Source organism: Streptomyces dysideae (assembly GCF_001514305.1).
GTDB classification, from domain to species: Bacteria; Actinomycetota; Actinomycetes; order Streptomycetales; family Streptomycetaceae; genus Streptomyces; species Streptomyces dysideae.
In genome coordinates, this window is sequence record NZ_KQ949106.1 from 62,042 (window position 1) to 76,881 (window position 14,840).

11 protein-coding genes are annotated in these 14,840 nt (G+C 70.2%); 8 read left to right on the forward strand and 3 right to left on the reverse strand.

The window, feature by feature from the left end:
- Positions 1–40: 40 nt before the first annotated feature.
- The gene (locus tag AQJ91_RS36430) at positions 41–481 is read right to left on the reverse strand and encodes a cell division protein SepF (RefSeq protein WP_067030356.1); all 441 of its coding nucleotides are present in this window, start codon (positions 479–481) and stop codon (positions 41–43) included.
- Positions 482–772: 291 nt separating this feature from the next.
- On the opposite strand from AQJ91_RS36430, the gene AQJ91_RS36435 reads away from it, so the two are divergent.
- The 5 genes from AQJ91_RS36435 to adhE all read left to right on the forward strand — a co-directional run bounded on the left by AQJ91_RS36435 (position 773) and on the right by adhE (position 8,959).
- Positions 773–1,942: a DUF5685 family protein gene (locus AQJ91_RS36435; RefSeq protein ID WP_079085492.1), complete on the forward strand. Its 1,170-nt coding sequence runs from the start codon at positions 773–775 to the stop codon at positions 1,940–1,942.
- A 700-nt stretch (positions 1,943–2,642) separates the two neighbouring features.
- Positions 2,643–3,548, forward strand: a complete 906-nt coding sequence (locus tag AQJ91_RS36440) for a S1 family peptidase (protein ID WP_067030362.1) — start codon at positions 2,643–2,645, stop codon at positions 3,546–3,548.
- Between the two features lie 186 nt (positions 3,549–3,734).
- Positions 3,735–4,607: a slipin family protein gene (locus tag AQJ91_RS36445; RefSeq protein ID WP_067030513.1), complete on the forward strand. Its 873-nt coding sequence runs from the start codon at positions 3,735–3,737 to the stop codon at positions 4,605–4,607.
- Positions 4,608–4,883: 276 nt separating this feature from the next.
- A complete protein-coding gene (locus AQJ91_RS36450) occupies positions 4,884–5,966 on the forward strand; it encodes a S1 family peptidase (protein ID WP_067030365.1) in 1,083 nt (360 codons plus the stop codon).
- A gap of 398 nt (positions 5,967–6,364) precedes the next feature.
- Entirely contained in the window at positions 6,365–8,959 is a 2,595-nt protein-coding gene (gene adhE / locus AQJ91_RS36455) for a bifunctional acetaldehyde-CoA/alcohol dehydrogenase (RefSeq protein ID WP_067030367.1), read from the forward strand.
- Between the two features lie 56 nt (positions 8,960–9,015).
- Here the strand turns inward: adhE and AQJ91_RS36460 are convergent, their stop codons facing one another.
- Complete coding sequence (locus AQJ91_RS36460; RefSeq protein ID WP_067030370.1) at positions 9,016–9,249, reverse strand: hypothetical protein; 234 nt, start codon at positions 9,247–9,249, stop codon at positions 9,016–9,018.
- 89 nt (positions 9,250–9,338) lie between these two features.
- Between AQJ91_RS36460 and AQJ91_RS36465 the strand changes: the two genes are divergently transcribed.
- Both AQJ91_RS36465 and AQJ91_RS36470 read left to right on the forward strand, forming a co-directional pair.
- Positions 9,339–12,764 (forward strand): DNA polymerase III subunit alpha, encoded by a 3,426-nt coding sequence (locus AQJ91_RS36465; RefSeq protein WP_067030372.1) that lies wholly within the window; start codon positions 9,339–9,341, stop codon positions 12,762–12,764.
- Positions 12,761–13,765, forward strand: a complete 1,005-nt coding sequence (locus AQJ91_RS36470; protein WP_067030375.1) for a DNA polymerase Y family protein — start codon at positions 12,761–12,763, stop codon at positions 13,763–13,765. Before AQJ91_RS36465 ends, AQJ91_RS36470 begins: the two co-directional genes overlap by 4 nt.
- Before the next feature lie 3 nt (positions 13,766–13,768).
- Here the strand turns inward: AQJ91_RS36470 and AQJ91_RS36475 are convergent, their stop codons facing one another.
- Positions 13,769–14,143, reverse strand: coding sequence for a cupin domain-containing protein (locus AQJ91_RS36475; protein WP_067030377.1), 375 nt, complete (start codon positions 14,141–14,143; stop codon positions 13,769–13,771).
- 104 nt (positions 14,144–14,247) lie between these two features.
- Here AQJ91_RS36475 and AQJ91_RS36480 point away from each other — a divergent pair, with 104 nt between their 5' ends.
- Positions 14,248–14,691 (forward strand): MarR family winged helix-turn-helix transcriptional regulator, encoded by a 444-nt coding sequence (locus tag AQJ91_RS36480; RefSeq protein WP_067030380.1) that lies wholly within the window; start codon positions 14,248–14,250, stop codon positions 14,689–14,691.
- Positions 14,692–14,840 lie beyond the last annotated feature (149 nt).

Below are 14,840 nucleotides of genomic sequence, written 5' to 3' on the forward strand. Positions count from 1 at the left end.
TGAACCCTGCGTGGGGGCAGGGCCGGTGAGCGGCCCTGCCTCAGCTCTGGTTGAAGAAACCGTCCGTGCGGTGCGCGGCCGGGTCTCCGTTGATGATTTCGGTGTTGGCGGGGGTCAGCAGGAACACCCGGGTGGACACGCGCTCGATGGAGCCGCGCAGCCCGAAGATGAGCCCGGCCGCGAAGTCGACGACGCGCTTGGCGTCGGCGGCCTCCATGGCCGTGAGGTTCATGATGACCGGAACGCCCTCGCGGAACAGCTCGCCGATGGCGCGGGCGTCCCGGAAGCTGTCCGGGGTGACCGTGCCGATCCGGCGGCCCTTCTCCTCGGCGACGTCGGACGCCACCTTGACCCGCGGGTCGGTCACCCAGGCTTCCCCGGGCTCGGTCCCTTCGGAGTATCCGTCGTCGTCGTAGTAACGCTCGTCATCGTTGTCGTCAACGAGGCCCAGCCAGGCACTCGCCTTGCGCACCGATCCCATGGACGCCTCCTCTCACAGCGGTCTTTCTTGCTTTCCGCATCCCTATGGTCATCCATGATGCGGATGGCGCGCCAAGTGGATAGACGCCGCGCGGGGGGTTTGTGACGGTACTGGTGCACAGCGAATCCGTCGAGAGCCCTGGATTCCCAAGGGCCTTGACACATACGGCTGCTGACTGTGAGTGAAATATGATTCTTCGCGGCGTATGGGTGAGTTGCGGAGCGTCCGGGTGAACGCGGTCAGTCGATACGATGCGGCAGCTCAGTGTTGTACGAAGTACGGGGGAGTGTCGTGTTCGGAATCGTCAGGCCCTGCCGGCATCGGCTCGGGGAGAGCCTCGCGAGTCAGTGGATGGCGCATTTGTGTGGGCTGTGTCTCGCGTTGCGCGGGGATCACGGGCAGTTCGCGCGGGTCGTGACCAACTATGACGGGCTGCTCATATCCGTTTTGACGGAGGCTCAGGCAGAGCGGGGCGGTGGGGGACGGCGTACGGCGGGGCCGTGTCCGTTGCGTGGGATGCGGTCCGCTTCCGTCGCCCAGGGTGAGGGCGCGCGGCTCGCGGCCGCCGTCTCGCTGGTGCTCGCCTCCGCCAAGGTGCGTGACCATGTCGCCGACGGGGACGGGTTGCTGGCCCGCAGGCCGGTCGCGTTCGCCGCCCGCCGGGTCGCCGCGAGCTGGGACGCCGCCGGTGTCCGTACCGGATCCGCCGTCGGGTTCGACACCGCCGTCCTGGTCGACGCCGTGGACCGGCAGGCCGGCGTCGAGGCGCTCGCCGGGCCCGGTACGCCGATCCTCGCGGTCACCGAACCGACCGAGACCGCGACCGGCGCCGCCTTCGCGCACACCGCGATCCTGGCCGGACGGCCGGGCAACGCCGTACCGCTCGCCGAGGCCGGGCGCCTCTTCGGACGGCTGGCGCACCTCCTGGACGCCGTGGAGGACAAGGAAGCTGACGCCGCGTCGGGCGCATGGAATCCCCTCACCGCCACCGGGACCCCGCTCGTCGAGGCCAGGCGGCTCGCCGACGACGCCGTGCACGGGATTCGGCTCGCGCTGCGCGAAGCGGACTTCACGGACAGCAAGCTGGCGCACCGGCTGCTCGTGCACGAACTGCACGCCTCCGTCGACCGCGCCTTCGGCACCGCCTCCTGCGCCCACCGGCCCGAACTGGCCGGTCCCTACGCGCCGCCCGGCGGCCCCGGCGCCCCACTGCCGCCCCAACCGCCCCGCCGCGACCCACGCGGGCCGCTCGCCGGGTGTCTCGTCTGGGCGGGCCTCGCGTGTACGTGTCAGATGTGCTGCGGAGCGTACGAGGACCCGTGGAGCCGGGAGCGCAAGGAGGGGCTGTGCGGTCAGTGTGACTGCAGCGGGTGCGGTGACTGTTGCAGTTGCTGCGACTGCTGCGGGAATTGCTGCAGCTGCTGCGGCGAGGACGGCTGCGACTGCAGCTGCGACTGCTGACCGCCGGGGTCGCCGGGTGACCGTATGACGACGGATGCGACGGACGCATCCCATGCCTGGAAGCAGTGGCACGAGCAGCGCGACGGACAATCCGGACGGTCGACTTCCGGACATCCCCTGGGATCTGGTTGGCCGACGGCGACGCGGTGGTGCTGACAGCGGCCGAGGCGGACGAGCTCACCGCGGGACGGGCGGTCCTTCGGCGCCGAGGTGCGACTCCCGGCCGATCCCGGGCCGGTACGCCGGGCCCGGTGGGGTGCGGGGAGCGCGCCGGCTGGTGGTGCTGGTACGCGAAGGGGAGTGCGGCGTACGCGACTTCGACCCCGCGGCGTCGAGGCCACGCCCTACTGGTGTCGGTGCAGGCCGACGGTTCGCCGGGCTTTCGCCGGCCACTTCATCTGTCCTTTCCCGCCACCGGGGAACACCCCGGGGGTCGCCGTCGCCGCGGGGGAACGCGACCTGCGCTGACGGCGAACTCGGTGGTGGACCCGCATAGATGGTTCAGGACTCGTTAAGATCGTTCAACGGTTGACGGCCGAAAGGCGCCCTTGCGCGCAGCGGTCGTACGGCCGAATACTCCCCCACAGCGCTTGTCAGGGGCACGGCGAGTTCGGAATCCGAACCAACCGGCTCCCTGGCTGCGCCTCACGGGCCCGAAACCCCACGAGGGCCCCCGACTTCCCATGTGGAGGAACGAAAAGTGAGGATCAAGCGCACCACCCCCCGCAGCGGTATCACGAGACGGACCCGGCTGATCGCCGTTTCCACCGGCCTCGTGGCCGCGGCCGCGATCGCGATCCCCAGCGCGAACGCATCCGACACCCCCACCACCTTCAGCGCAGCCGAGCTCAAGAGCGCCGGCGGCGCTGTGCTGCAGGCAGACGTCCCGGGCACCGCGTGGGCCGTCGACAGCAAGACCAACCGCCTTGTCGTCACCGTCGACAGCACGGTCTCCAAGGCCGAGATCGCGCAGATCAAGGAGCAGGCGGGCGCCAACGCCGACGCCCTCACGATCAAGCGGACCAACGGCAAGTTCAGCAAGTTCATCCAGGGCGGCGACGCCATCTATGCGAGCAGCTGGCGCTGCTCCCTCGGCTTCAACGTGCAGGACAGCAGCGGCAACCAGTACTTCCTGACCGCCGGTCACTGCACCGACGGCGCGGGCACCTGGTACTCCAACTCGGGCCGTACCTCGGTCATCGGCTCGACCGCCGGCTCGAGCTTCCCGGGCAACGACTACGGCATCGTGCGCTACAGCGGTTCCGTCAGCAGGCCCGGCACCGCGAACGGCGTGGACATCACCCGGGCGGCCACGCCGAGCGTGGGCACCACCGTCATCCGCGACGGCTCCACCACCGGTACGCACAGCGGCCGGGTCACCGCCCTGAACGCGACCGTCAACTACGGCGGCGGCGACATCGTCGGTGGTCTGATCCAGACCACCGTGTGCGCCGAGCCCGGCGACTCCGGTGGCTCGCTCTACGGCAGCAACGGCACCGCGTACGGTCTGACCTCCGGCGGCAGCGGCAACTGCTCCTCCGGCGGTACGACCTTCTTCCAGCCGGTCACGGAGGCCCTCAGCGCCTACGGCGTCAGCGTCTACTAGACCCGGGACGCGTCATCGGCACCCGCATGACCTGACCTGCAGCCGGCAGCAGCAGGTGAGCCCCCGCACGCAACCGGCGTGCGGGGGCTCGCCCTTGTACGGACCCGGGGTTACCGTCGAAGGACGCCAGGAACGTACAAGCACCTGACGCACCTGATGCGCCCACGTCGGACCCTGGGGGCCGTGATGGTCGAGGAACTGGTGGCGGCGGGAGTGACTCTCGCGTCCGTCGGAACGGTGTACGTGATGGCGGCGGCCCGGGTCGTCAAACAGTACGAGCGAGGCGTGGTGTTCCGGCTCGGCAAGCTCCGGTCCCAGGTGCGCGGGCCCGGGTTCACCCTGATCGTCCCGGCCGTGGACCGGCTGCACAAAGTCAACATGCAGATCGTGACGATGCCGGTGCCGGCCCAGGAGGGCATCACCCGGGACAACGTCACGGTGCGGGTCGACGCCGTCGTCTACTTCAAGGTGGTCGACGCGTCCGACGCGCTCGTGCAGGTCGAGGACTACCGCTTCGCGGTCTCGCAGATGGCGCAGACCTCGCTGCGGTCCATCATCGGCAAGAGCGATCTGGACGATCTGCTGTCCAACCGCGAAAAGCTCAACCAGGGCCTGGAGTTGATGATCGACAGCCCGGCGATCGGCTGGGGTGTGCAGATCGACCGGGTCGAGATCAAGGACGTGTCCCTGCCCGAGACGATGAAGCGGTCGATGGCCCGGCAGGCCGAGGCGGACCGGGAGCGGCGGGCCCGGATCATCAACGCCGACGCCGAGCTCCAGGCCTCGAAGAAGCTGGCCGAGGCCGCACAGGAGATGGCCGAGACGCCTTCCGCGCTCCAGTTGCGGCTGCTGCAGACGGTGATGGCGGTGGCGGCCGAGAAGAACTCCACGCTGGTACTGCCGATTCCGGTGGAGCTGCTGCGGTTCCTGGAGAAGGGGGCGCAGGCACCGTCCGCGGGGCCGCGGGCGGTGAGGGGGCAACCGGCGTCGGAGCAACTTCCGCCCGCTGAAGCAGACTCGGGGCCGGATGCGCAAGGGGCGAATTCAGGACAGGCGTAGACCGCACTCCATGGTGATGAGTTACTCGCCCGTAGTGTTTGCAGTGCGAAGATGCCTGGTGTGACTGTGCACGGTCAAAACTAGGGGGGCGCGCAACCGCGTTCTACGCGCGTCCGGAAGTCGACCTTGTGTGCCCCCTGCAGGCCTCGGAATAGTGAGCGTTGTTCAACCGGCGCTGACGCGGCTTTTGTTGTATGCCGTCCCCCGCGCCGTACGCCTTCCGGCTCGCGAGGTCCCCACAACCTCCCGGGCCGACCCCCCACAGGAGGACGTGAGTTGAAGCACCGACGCATACCCAAGCGGCGTGCAGCCGTGGCAGGTGCGGGCATCGCCGCACTGGTCGCCGCGGGAGTCACCTTCCAGACTGCGAACGCCAGTGAGCCCGTGCAGACCTCCGCGCCCGAGACCCTGTCGGTCGCGGCGGCCGGAAAGCTCGCCTCGACGCTCGCCAAGGACCTCGGCGCCGACGCCGCGGGCACCTACTACGACGCCACGGCCAGGAACCTCGTGGTGAACGTCCTCGACGAGGGCGCGGCCGAGACCGTCGAGGCGGCCGGCGCCAAGGCGAGGGTCGTCGCGAACTCCCTCGCCGAGATCAAGAGCGCCCGTACGACGCTCAAGCAGGACGCGACCATTCCCGGCACCTCCTGGGTGACGGACCCGACGACCAACAAGGTCGTCGTCACCGCCGACCGCACGGTCTCGAAGGCCGAGATGGCCAAGCTGACCGACGTCGTCGACGGGCTCGGCACGGTGGTCGAACTCAAGACGACGAAGGGGGAGTTCAAGCCCTTCATCGCGGGCGGCGACGCGATCACCGGCGGTGGCGGGCGCTGCTCGCTCGGCTTCAACGTGGTCAAGGGCGGCGAGCCGTTCTTCCTGACCGCCGGACACTGCACCGAGTCCATCTCCACCTGGTCCGACTCCAGCGGCACGGAGATCGGCACCAACGAGGTGTCCAGCTTCCCGGACAACGACTACGGCCTGGTCAAGTACACGGCCGAGGTCGACCACCCGAGCGAGGTCAACCTCTACAACGGGTCCGCGCAGGCGATCTCGGGTGCGGCGGAGGCGACCGTCGGCATGGAGGTCACCCGCAGCGGTTCGACGACGCAGGTGCACGACGGTACGGTCACCGGTCTTGACGCCACCGTGAACTACGGCAGCGGTGACATCGTCAACGGCCTGATCCAGACCGACGTCTGCGCCGAGCCCGGTGACAGTGGCGGGGCGCTGTTCTCGGGCAGCGACGCGATCGGACTCACGTCCGGTGGCAGCGGTGACTGCACCTCCGGTGGGGAGACCTTCTTCCAGCCGGTGACGGAGGCGCTGTCGGCGACGGGGACCGAGATCGGCTGACGCCGCCGGTAACCGTGTGAAGTCCCGCCCCGCGTGCGAGGGGCGGGACTTTCGTTTTCTCACCCGCAGCCACCCGTGCGGGTTTCGTGGTCGGCTGCGTCGCCTGATCGGTCCGTGCAGTCGTGGACTCCGCACCGCCGCACCACATCGCGGGACGCCATCCTGTGCCGCCGGTGCCCACCCAGCCGTGCGGCCGGTCGTGCGCCTGTGTCCGTCCCCCTGTGGGCCGTTCCGCCCTCCACGCTCGCTCACCCCTCCCCACCCGTCCCCGGGACCTTCGGCCCCGCCCCCCAGCGGGACCTTCTTCCCGTAGGTAGGGCCCTTCTCATGCCCCGGCGGGTCCGTCTTGGCGTTCGAATGGGGACGTAGGCGGAGGTCGTGACGGAAGAGGGGCTGCCATGCAGGTCGGGGACCAGGTGGACGTGCTGGTGGAAGGTGCCGTGGCTGCGCTTCGGCGGTTCGAGGCGTATGACCAGGAGCAGGTCGATCACATCGTCAAGAAGGCCTCGCTCGCCGCCCTCGCCGCACACGGGGAACTGGCGCGGATGGCGGTGGAGGAGACCGGGCGCGGGCTCTTCGAGGACAAGGCCGTCAAGAACATCTTCGCCTGCGAGCACGTGACCCACTCGATGCGTGGCCTGCGGACCGTCGGGGTCGTTCACCGTGACGAGCTCAACGGTGTCACCGAGATCGCCGAACCGGTCGGTGTCGTCTGTGCGATGACGCCGGTGACCAATCCGACCTCGACGACGGTGTTCAAGGCGCTGATCGCCCTCAAGACCCGCAATCCGATCGTCTTCGCCTTCCACCCCAACGCCCAGCGCTGCTCCGCCGAGGCCGCCCGGATCGTACGGGACGCCGCGATCGAGGCCGGGGCGCCGGAGGGGTGTGTGCAGTGGATCGAGGAGCCCTCGATGGAGGCCACCCGGTTGCTGATGCACCACGAGGACGTCTCCACCATCCTCGCCACCGGCGGCAACAGCATGGTCCGTGCCGCCTACTCCTGCGGAAAGCCCGCCCTCGGCGTCGGCGCCGGGAACGTACCCGCCTATGTCGCGGCCGACGCCGACCTGGGGCGCGCGATCCATGACGTCGTTCTCTCCAAGGCCTTCGACAACGGCATGATCTGCGCCTCCGAGCAGGCCGTCATCCTGGACACGGAGGTGTACGAGGCCGGGATCGCCGAGCTGAAGCGGCTCAACGCCCATGTCGTCACCGCGGCAGAGAAGGCCAAGCTCGAGGAGTTCCTCTTCGGCGTCGGCGCGCACGGCGCCAACTGCGCGCAGGCCAAACTGAATTCGGCTGTCGTCGGGAAGACCGCGGCGTGGATCGCCGAGCAGGCCGGGTTCACCGTGCCCGACGACACCTCCGTCCTCGTCGCCGAATGCGCGGAGGTCGGCGAGCGGGAGCCGCTGACCCGGGAGAAGCTGTCGCCGGTGCTCGCGGCGCTCAGGGCGTCCTCGACCCGGCACGGCATCGAACTGTCCGCCCAGATGGTCGAGTTCGACGGGCTCGGGCACTCCGCCGCGATCCACACCGAGAGCGAGGAACTGGCCGAGGAGTTCGGCAAGCGGGTCAAGGCGATCCGGGTCATCGTCAACGCGCCCTCCAGCCTCGGCGGGATCGGCAGCGTCTACAACGCCTTCCTGCCGTCGCTGACCCTGGGCTGCGGGTCGTACGGCCACAACTCGGTGTCCGACAACATCTCCGCGGTCAACCTGCTCAACATCAAGCGGATCGGGCGGCGCAACAACAACATGCAGTGGTACAAGGTCCCGCCGAAGATCTACTTCGAGCGCAACGCCCTCCGCTATCTGAAGTCGATGCCGGACGTGCACCGCGTCACCCTCGTCACCGACCGCACGATGGAGCAGCTCGGCTTCGTCCGCAAGGTCACCGAGATCCTCGACTCCCGCGAGGAGCCGGTCACCCTGCAGTTCATCGACAACGTCGAGCCCAACCCGGAGCTGGCCACCGTACGGGCGGGCGCCGCCGCGATGCGGGACTTCGAGCCGGACACGATCATCGCGCTCGGCGGCGGTTCGCCGATGGACGCGGCGAAGATCATGTGGCTGATGTACGAGAGGCCCGAGGTCGAGTTCGCGGACACCAAGGAGAAGTTCTTCGACATCAGGAAGAGGGCCTACAAATTCCCTCGGCTGGGGCAGAAGGCGCAGCTCGTCGCCATTCCGACCACCTCCGGCACCGGCTCGGAGGTCACCCCCTTCGCGGTCATCTCCGACCCCGAGGCCGCCCAGAAGTATCCGCTCGCCGACTACGCCCTCACCCCGGACGTGGCGATCGTCGACCCGGTGCTCGCGATGAACCTCCCGCCGACGGTGACCGCCGACTCCGGCTTCGACGCGCTGACGCACGCGACCGAGGCGTATGTGTCCGTGTACGCCAGCGACTTCACCGACGGGCAGTGCCTGCAGGCGATCCGGCTGATCTTCGAGAACCTGGAGGACTGCGTGAAGGTCGGCGCCAAGGCGCCCCACGCGCGGGAGCGGATGCACAACGCGTCGACCATCGCGGGCATGGCCTTCGCCAACTCCTTCCTCGGCCTGGTCCACGCCATGGCGCACACCCTGGGCAACACCTTCCAGGTCGCCCACGGCCGCACCAACGCGCTCCTCCTCCCGCACGTCATCCGCCACAACGGCACGGTCACCCACAAGGCGACCCCGTGGCCGAAGGCCGAGACCTACCGCGCCCCCGAGCGCTACCAGGACATCGCCCGCATGCTGGGCCTGCCGGCCGCGACCCCGGAGGAGGGTGTGGAGTCGTACGCCCGGGCGGTCGAGGACCTGCGCGAGCGGTGCGGGATCCCGGCTTCCTTCCAGGAAGCGGGAGTCGACGAGGAGGCCTTCATCAGGGCCGTCCCGCAGCAGGCGCTCAACGCCTACGCCGACCAGTGCGCGCCGGCCAACCCGCGGATGCCGATGATCGACGAGATGCAGGGGTTGATGCGGAAGGCGTACTACGGCGGTTGAGCCAGGCGTACGTCAGAGGTACGCCGGTGAGCCGGGCCCCACGCCGGAGGCCCGGCTCACTCACGCGTCGGCGGGCGATCGAGCGAGCCGCTCAGGAGCGTGCCCGCGCCGACCGCGGAGACGGTCAGGGCGCCGAGGCCCCAGAGGGCGGCGAAGCTGCCCGGCAGCGCGCCCAGGACCGGCCCGCACTCGAGCTGGTCGGCGTCCGGAGGGCGGTCACACCGATCACCGGCAGCGTGGCCCGCGGGGCGTTTGCGCAGGTGGGACAGGGTCGAACGGATGTCGCGCATGTGTTCGAAAATTGGTCTATGGTGGGGGTGGGATAATTGGGAACAGATGTTCGAGAGCCTGCTGGGGCTCGCAAGCGCGGGAGGTGCGTGTGCCGGGTTTCACGCATCTGCACACCGTCTCCGGGTTCTCCCTGCGCTACGGCGCCTCGCACCCGGAACGGCTGGCCGAGCGCGCCTCCGAACGGGGCCTGGACGCCCTCGCCCTCACCGACCGGGACACCCTCGCGGGCGCGGTCCGCTTCACCAAGGCCTGCGCCAAGGCGGGCGTGCGGCCGCTGTTCGGGGTGGAGCTGGCGGTGGCGGAACTCGAGCCCGTACGGCGGGAGAAGCGCCGCGCTCCCGTGCGGGGTGGCATCTTCATCGATGAGTCGACACCTCGCGTCACCTTCCTCGCCCGGGACGGCGCCCACGGCTGGGCCGACCTCTGCAGAATCGTTACGGCAGCGCAGGCGGCCGGCGAGAGCCCGCCCCTGCTGCCCTGGAACGACAACCGGGGCGCCGGCCTGACCGTCCTGCTCGGCCCCGACTCCGACGTCGGCCGCGCTCTCGCTGCGGGCCGCCCCGACCGCGCGGCCAAGCTCCTCGCCCCTTGGCGGGAGGTCTACGGCGACGCCCTGCGCCTGGAGACCGTCTGGCACGGCCGCAAGGGCACCGGCCCCGGCTCCCTGCGCCTGGCCGCCCGCACCGTCGGCTTCGCCGCCGAGCAGCGCGTACGTCCCGTACTCAGCAACGCCGTCCGGTACGCCGACCCCGGCCAGGGCCCGGTCGCCGACGTCCTGGACGCCGCCCGCCGTCTGGTCCCCGTCGACCCGACGAAGGGGCTGGACTCCGGCGAGGCCTGGCTCAAGGACGCCGGCGCCATGCTGCACACCGCCGAGCGGATCGTCGAGGCCGCGGGCTACCGGCGCGACACCGCACACCGGCTGCTGGAGCAGACGCAGGCCACCGCCGCCGAGTGCCTGGTCGACCCCGAGGACGACCTCGGCATCGGCACCGTCCACTTCCCCGAACCGCACCTCGTCGGCGCGGGCCGCCGCACCGCCCAGCGGACGCTCGCCTCACGGGCGGCGGCGGGGATGGTGCTGCGCGGTTACTCCGAGAAGCGCGCGTACTGGGAGCGGATGCACCGGGAACTGGACATCATCGCCCACCACGGCTTCGCCTCCTACTTCCTGACGGTCGCTCAAGTTGTGGACGACGTAAGGAAGATGGGCATCCGGGTCGCCGCCCGAGGCTCCGGGGCGGGGTCACTCGTCAACCACCTCCTCGGCATCGCGCACGCCGACCCGGTCGAGCACGGGCTGCTGATGGAACGCTTCCTGTCCAAGCGCCGGCTGGTGCTGCCCGACATCGACATCGACGTGGAGTCCGCGCGCCGGCTGGAGGTCTACCGGGCGATCATCGGCCGGTTCGGCACCGAGCGGGTCGCGACGGTCGCGATGCCGGAGACGTACCGGGTGCGGCACGCGATCCGGGACGTGGGCGCGGCCCTGTCCATGGACCCGGCCGACATCGACCGCATCGCCAAGTCGTTCCCGCACATCCGGGCGCGGGATGCCCGTGCGGCGTTGGATGAGCTGCCCGAGCTCAGGCAACTGGCAGGGGAGAAAGAGAAGTACGGCAGGCTCTGGGAGCTGACCGAGGCCCTCGACGCCCTCCCGCGCGGAGTCGCCATGCACCCCTGTGGCGTCCTCCTCTCCGACGCCTCCCTTCTCTCCCGTACGCCGGTGATGCCGACCAGCGGCGAGGGCTTCCCCATGTCGCAGTTCGACAAGGACGACGTCGAGGACCTCGGGCTGCTCAAGCTCGACGTGCTCGGCGTGCGGATGCAGTCGGCGATGGCGCACGCGGTCGCGGAGATGGAGCGGGCGACGGGGGAGCGGGTCGACCTGGACGCCGTGCCGCCCGGCGACCCGGCGACGTATCAACTCATCCGTTCCACCGAGACGTTGGGCTGCTTCCAGATCGAGTCGCCGGGTCAGCGGGACCTGGTCGGGCGGCTCCAGCCGGCCACCTTCCACGACCTGGTCGTCGACATCTCGCTCTTCCGGCCAGGGCCGGTCGCCGCCGACATGGTGCGGCCGTTCATCGCGGCGCGGCACGGGCGGGCGCCGGTCCGCTATCCGCATCCCGATCTGGAGGGGCCGCTGAAGGAGACGTACGGGGTCGTCGTCTTCCACGAGCAGATCATCGACATCGTGCACATCATGACCGGCTGCGGACGTGACGAGGCGGACCGGGTGCGGCGCGGGCTGTCCGACCCGGAGTCGCAGGGGCGGATCCGGGTGTGGTTCGCGCAGCACGCGGCGGCGAAGGGGTATGAGGCCGAGACGATCCGGCGGACCTGGGAGATCGTCGAGGCCTTCGGGTCGTACGGCTTCTGCAAGGCGCACGCCGTCGCCTTCGCCGTACCGACGTACCAGTCGGCGTGGCTGAAGGCCCATCATCCGGCCGCCTTCTACGCCGGGCTGCTCACGCACGACCCCGGGATGTATCCGAAGCGGCTGCTGCTGGCGGACGCGCGGCGGCGGGGGGTGCCGATCCTGCCGTTGGACGTGAACAAGTCGGGCGTCGCACACCGTATCGAACTGGTGTCTGAATCTGGGGATTCTCAAAGGGTTTGGGGGCTGCGACTCGCCCTCTCCGACGTGCACGGCATCAGCGAGGCCGAGGCGGCGCGGATCGCGGACGGACAGCCGTACGCCTCGCTGCTCGACTTCTGGGAACGGGCCCGCCCGAGCCGACCGCTGGCCCAACGGCTCGCGCAAGTGGGCGCGTTGGACGCCTTCGGTGCCAACCGTCGTGATCTGCAACTGCACTTGACCGAGCTGCACCGGGGGGCGAGGGGCGCGGGCGGTGGCCAACTGCCGCTGGACGGCGGGCGGAAGACGGCTCCGGCCGGGCTGCCGGACCTGTCCTCCGCCGAGCGGCTCAGTGCCGAGCTCGGGGTGCTGTCCATGGACGCCTCGCGCAATCTGATGGACGACCACCGGGCCTTCCTCGACGAGCTGGGCGTCGTGTCGGCGCGGCGGCTGCGGGACGCCCGGCACGGGGAGACGGTGCTGGTCGCGGGTGCCAAGGCGGCCACCCAGACGCCGCCGATCCGGTCCGGGAAGCGGGTCATCTTCTCGACGCTGGACGACGGCACGGGCCTGGTCGACCTCGCCTTCTTCGACGACTCCCACGACGCCTGCGCCCACACCGTCTTCCACTCCTGGCTGCTGCTGGTGCGCGGGGTCGTGCAGCGGCGCGGCCCGCGCAGCCTCAGCGTGGTGGGCGCCGCCGCCTGGAACCTCGCCGAGCTGGTCGAACTGCGCGCCGAGGGCGGGCTGGACGTGGTGGCGGCCAGGCTCGCGGAGCCGCTGCCGGAGGCAGGCGGAGATCCGACCCGGGGACGGCGAATCCAGATGCCCACCGGATACGAAATGCATCCGTGGGCCGATCTGCGCCCGGCGGGCGAAGAGCCCGCGAAGACAAGGAAGTTGTGGCATCAGAGTCCGGGGAGTGCGGGATGACCATCCTCTGCGTACGTTTTCAGCTGCCGCCGATGCACGAGGCGGCCCTGCCGGGGCTGCTCGGGTTGCTGGAGGAGTTCACGCCGGTCGTCGAGGCGCTGCCGCCGGACGGGGCGCTGGCCGACCTGCACGGCGCCGAGCGGTACTTCGGGCGCGACGCCGTGGCGCTGGCGTCGGTGATCCGGGTCCGCTCCCTCGCCCTGTACGGCGTCGACTGCGCGATCGGCGCCGGTCCGGGACCGATGCTGGCCCGCGTGGCACTGGGGGACGCCCGGCCCGGGGTGACCTGCGCGGTGCCCGAGGACGCCGTCGGGGAGTTCCTCGCCGACCGGCCCGTCACCGCGCTGCCCGGCGTCGGTACCGCGACCGCCCGCACCCTGTGCGAGTACGGCCTCGACACGCTCGGCCGGGTCGCCGCCGCCCCCCTGTCCACGCTCCAGCGGCTGGTCGGCGCGAAGACCGGCCGCGAGCTGCACGAGAAGGCGAACGGCGTCGACCGCGGCCGGGTGGTCCCGAACGCGGTGTCACGCTCGCTGGTCACCGAACGCCCCTTCACCCGCGACGAACTGGACCCCGACCGGCACCGCCGCGCCCTGCTCTCGGCCGCCGAGGAACTGGGCGCCCGGCTGCGCGCCCTCGACAAGGTCTGCCGCACCCTGACCCTCACCGTCCGCTACGCCGACCTCCCCCACTCTCGAACAGGCTCGAGCGGGGGGACCTCCATCTCGACGACCCGCACCCGCACCCTCGGGGAACCGACCGCCCACTCGGTGGCACTGACCAAAGCGGCGTACGGCATGTACGAGGCCCTCGGCCTGCAACGCGCCCGCGTCCGCGCGCTGGTCCTGCGCGCCGAGGGCCTCGACCCCGCCGAACAGGCCTCCCACCAGCTCACCTTCGACCCGCTCGACGAGAAGGCCCGCCGCATCGAGGAGGTCGCGGACCGCGCGCGAGCGAAGTTCGGGCCGCACGCGGTGATGCCGGGGTCGCTGGCCGCGTAGACGTCAGTGGGTCCACGGGGGAGCGATACGCGTCCCGTCGGCCAGCTCCGCCTCCAGGCCGACGGAGGTCGTGACCCAGGTGACCGCGGTCCGGTCGGTCGGGTTCTCGACGGCGAGGGTGGCGCCGGGGTTGATGATCAGAGTGTCGCCGGTGGTGACGCGGGTCGTGCGGTCATCGAGGGTGACCAGCAGTTCACCGTCGAGCAGATGCAGGATCTCCTCCCGGCTGACGGAGTGCGCGGGGGCCTTTGTGCCGGGCGGGATCTCGCCGCGCCAGGCGCAGAGTTCCTTACTGCCGGTGCGGGGAGTGGCGTACGAGACGAAGCGGGCGCCGTGCATCTCGTGGACCACGGCTTCGGACGGGCGGACTACGGGCATGGCTGCGCCTCCGGATGACGAGGTGAGGATTGGTCAAGTAGCTTGACTATATGGCTTATGGTCAAGCTGCTTGACCAATTCGTCAAGGGTGTTTCAATGCCCGGGTGCAGAACTCCGAGGCCCTGGCCCTGACCGCCGCCCTGCTCGCCGCCGCGGGCGATCTCACGCAGCGCATCAACGACGGTGTCGTCGCCCGCGGTTTCGAGGCGCGCCCGGCGTACGGCTTCGCGTTCGCCCGGCTTGCTCCGGACGGTGCCACGGTCACCGACCTCGCGACCCATCTCGGGGTGACCAAGCAGGCTGCCAGCCAGCTCGTCGACGAGCTCGTGCGGAAGGGGTTCGTCGAGCGGCGGCCGCATCCCGGTGATGCGCGGGCGCGGCTGGTTGTGCTGACCGAGCGGGGGTGGGCCTGTACGCGGGCGGCCGAGGAGGCGGCGGCGGAGGCTGTGCAGGGCTGGGTCGATGTGCTCGGCGAGCGGGAAGTGCGGGCGTTGTGCGATCGGTTGGTGCGCATCGCTCCCTATGGGCGCATCAGGCCTGCCTGGTGAGGGTTCATCAGTAGTTGTCGCCCGCCGCCGGTTATCACTGGAAGTTTTTACTGACGCGTAACTTCACATGTGAACTACCCGTCCGTAACTTGACGAGTGAACAGCATCCTCGTGATCCGGATCACAGGGCGTAAGGCCATCGTCCTTCC

What these genes read in the sequence shown, in the direction of transcription:
- AQJ91_RS36475 (WP_067030377.1), bottom strand. Translation starts at nt 14,143, where the DNA reads ATGCCCGTAGTCCGCCCGTCCGAAGCCGTGGTCCACGAGATGCACGGC.
- AQJ91_RS36470 (WP_067030375.1), top strand. Translation starts at nt 12,761, where the DNA reads ATGACCATCCTCTGCGTACGTTTTCAGCTGCCGCCGATGCACGAGGCG.
- AQJ91_RS36460 (WP_067030370.1), bottom strand. Translation starts at nt 9,249, where the DNA reads ATGCGCGACATCCGTTCGACCCTGTCCCACCTGCGCAAACGCCCCGCG.
- adhE (WP_067030367.1), top strand. Translation starts at nt 6,365, where the DNA reads ATGCAGGTCGGGGACCAGGTGGACGTGCTGGTGGAAGGTGCCGTGGCT.
- AQJ91_RS36445 (WP_067030513.1), top strand. Translation starts at nt 3,735, where the DNA reads ATGGTCGAGGAACTGGTGGCGGCGGGAGTGACTCTCGCGTCCGTCGGA.
- AQJ91_RS36430 (WP_067030356.1), bottom strand. Translation starts at nt 481, where the DNA reads ATGGGATCGGTGCGCAAGGCGAGTGCCTGGCTGGGCCTCGTTGACGAC.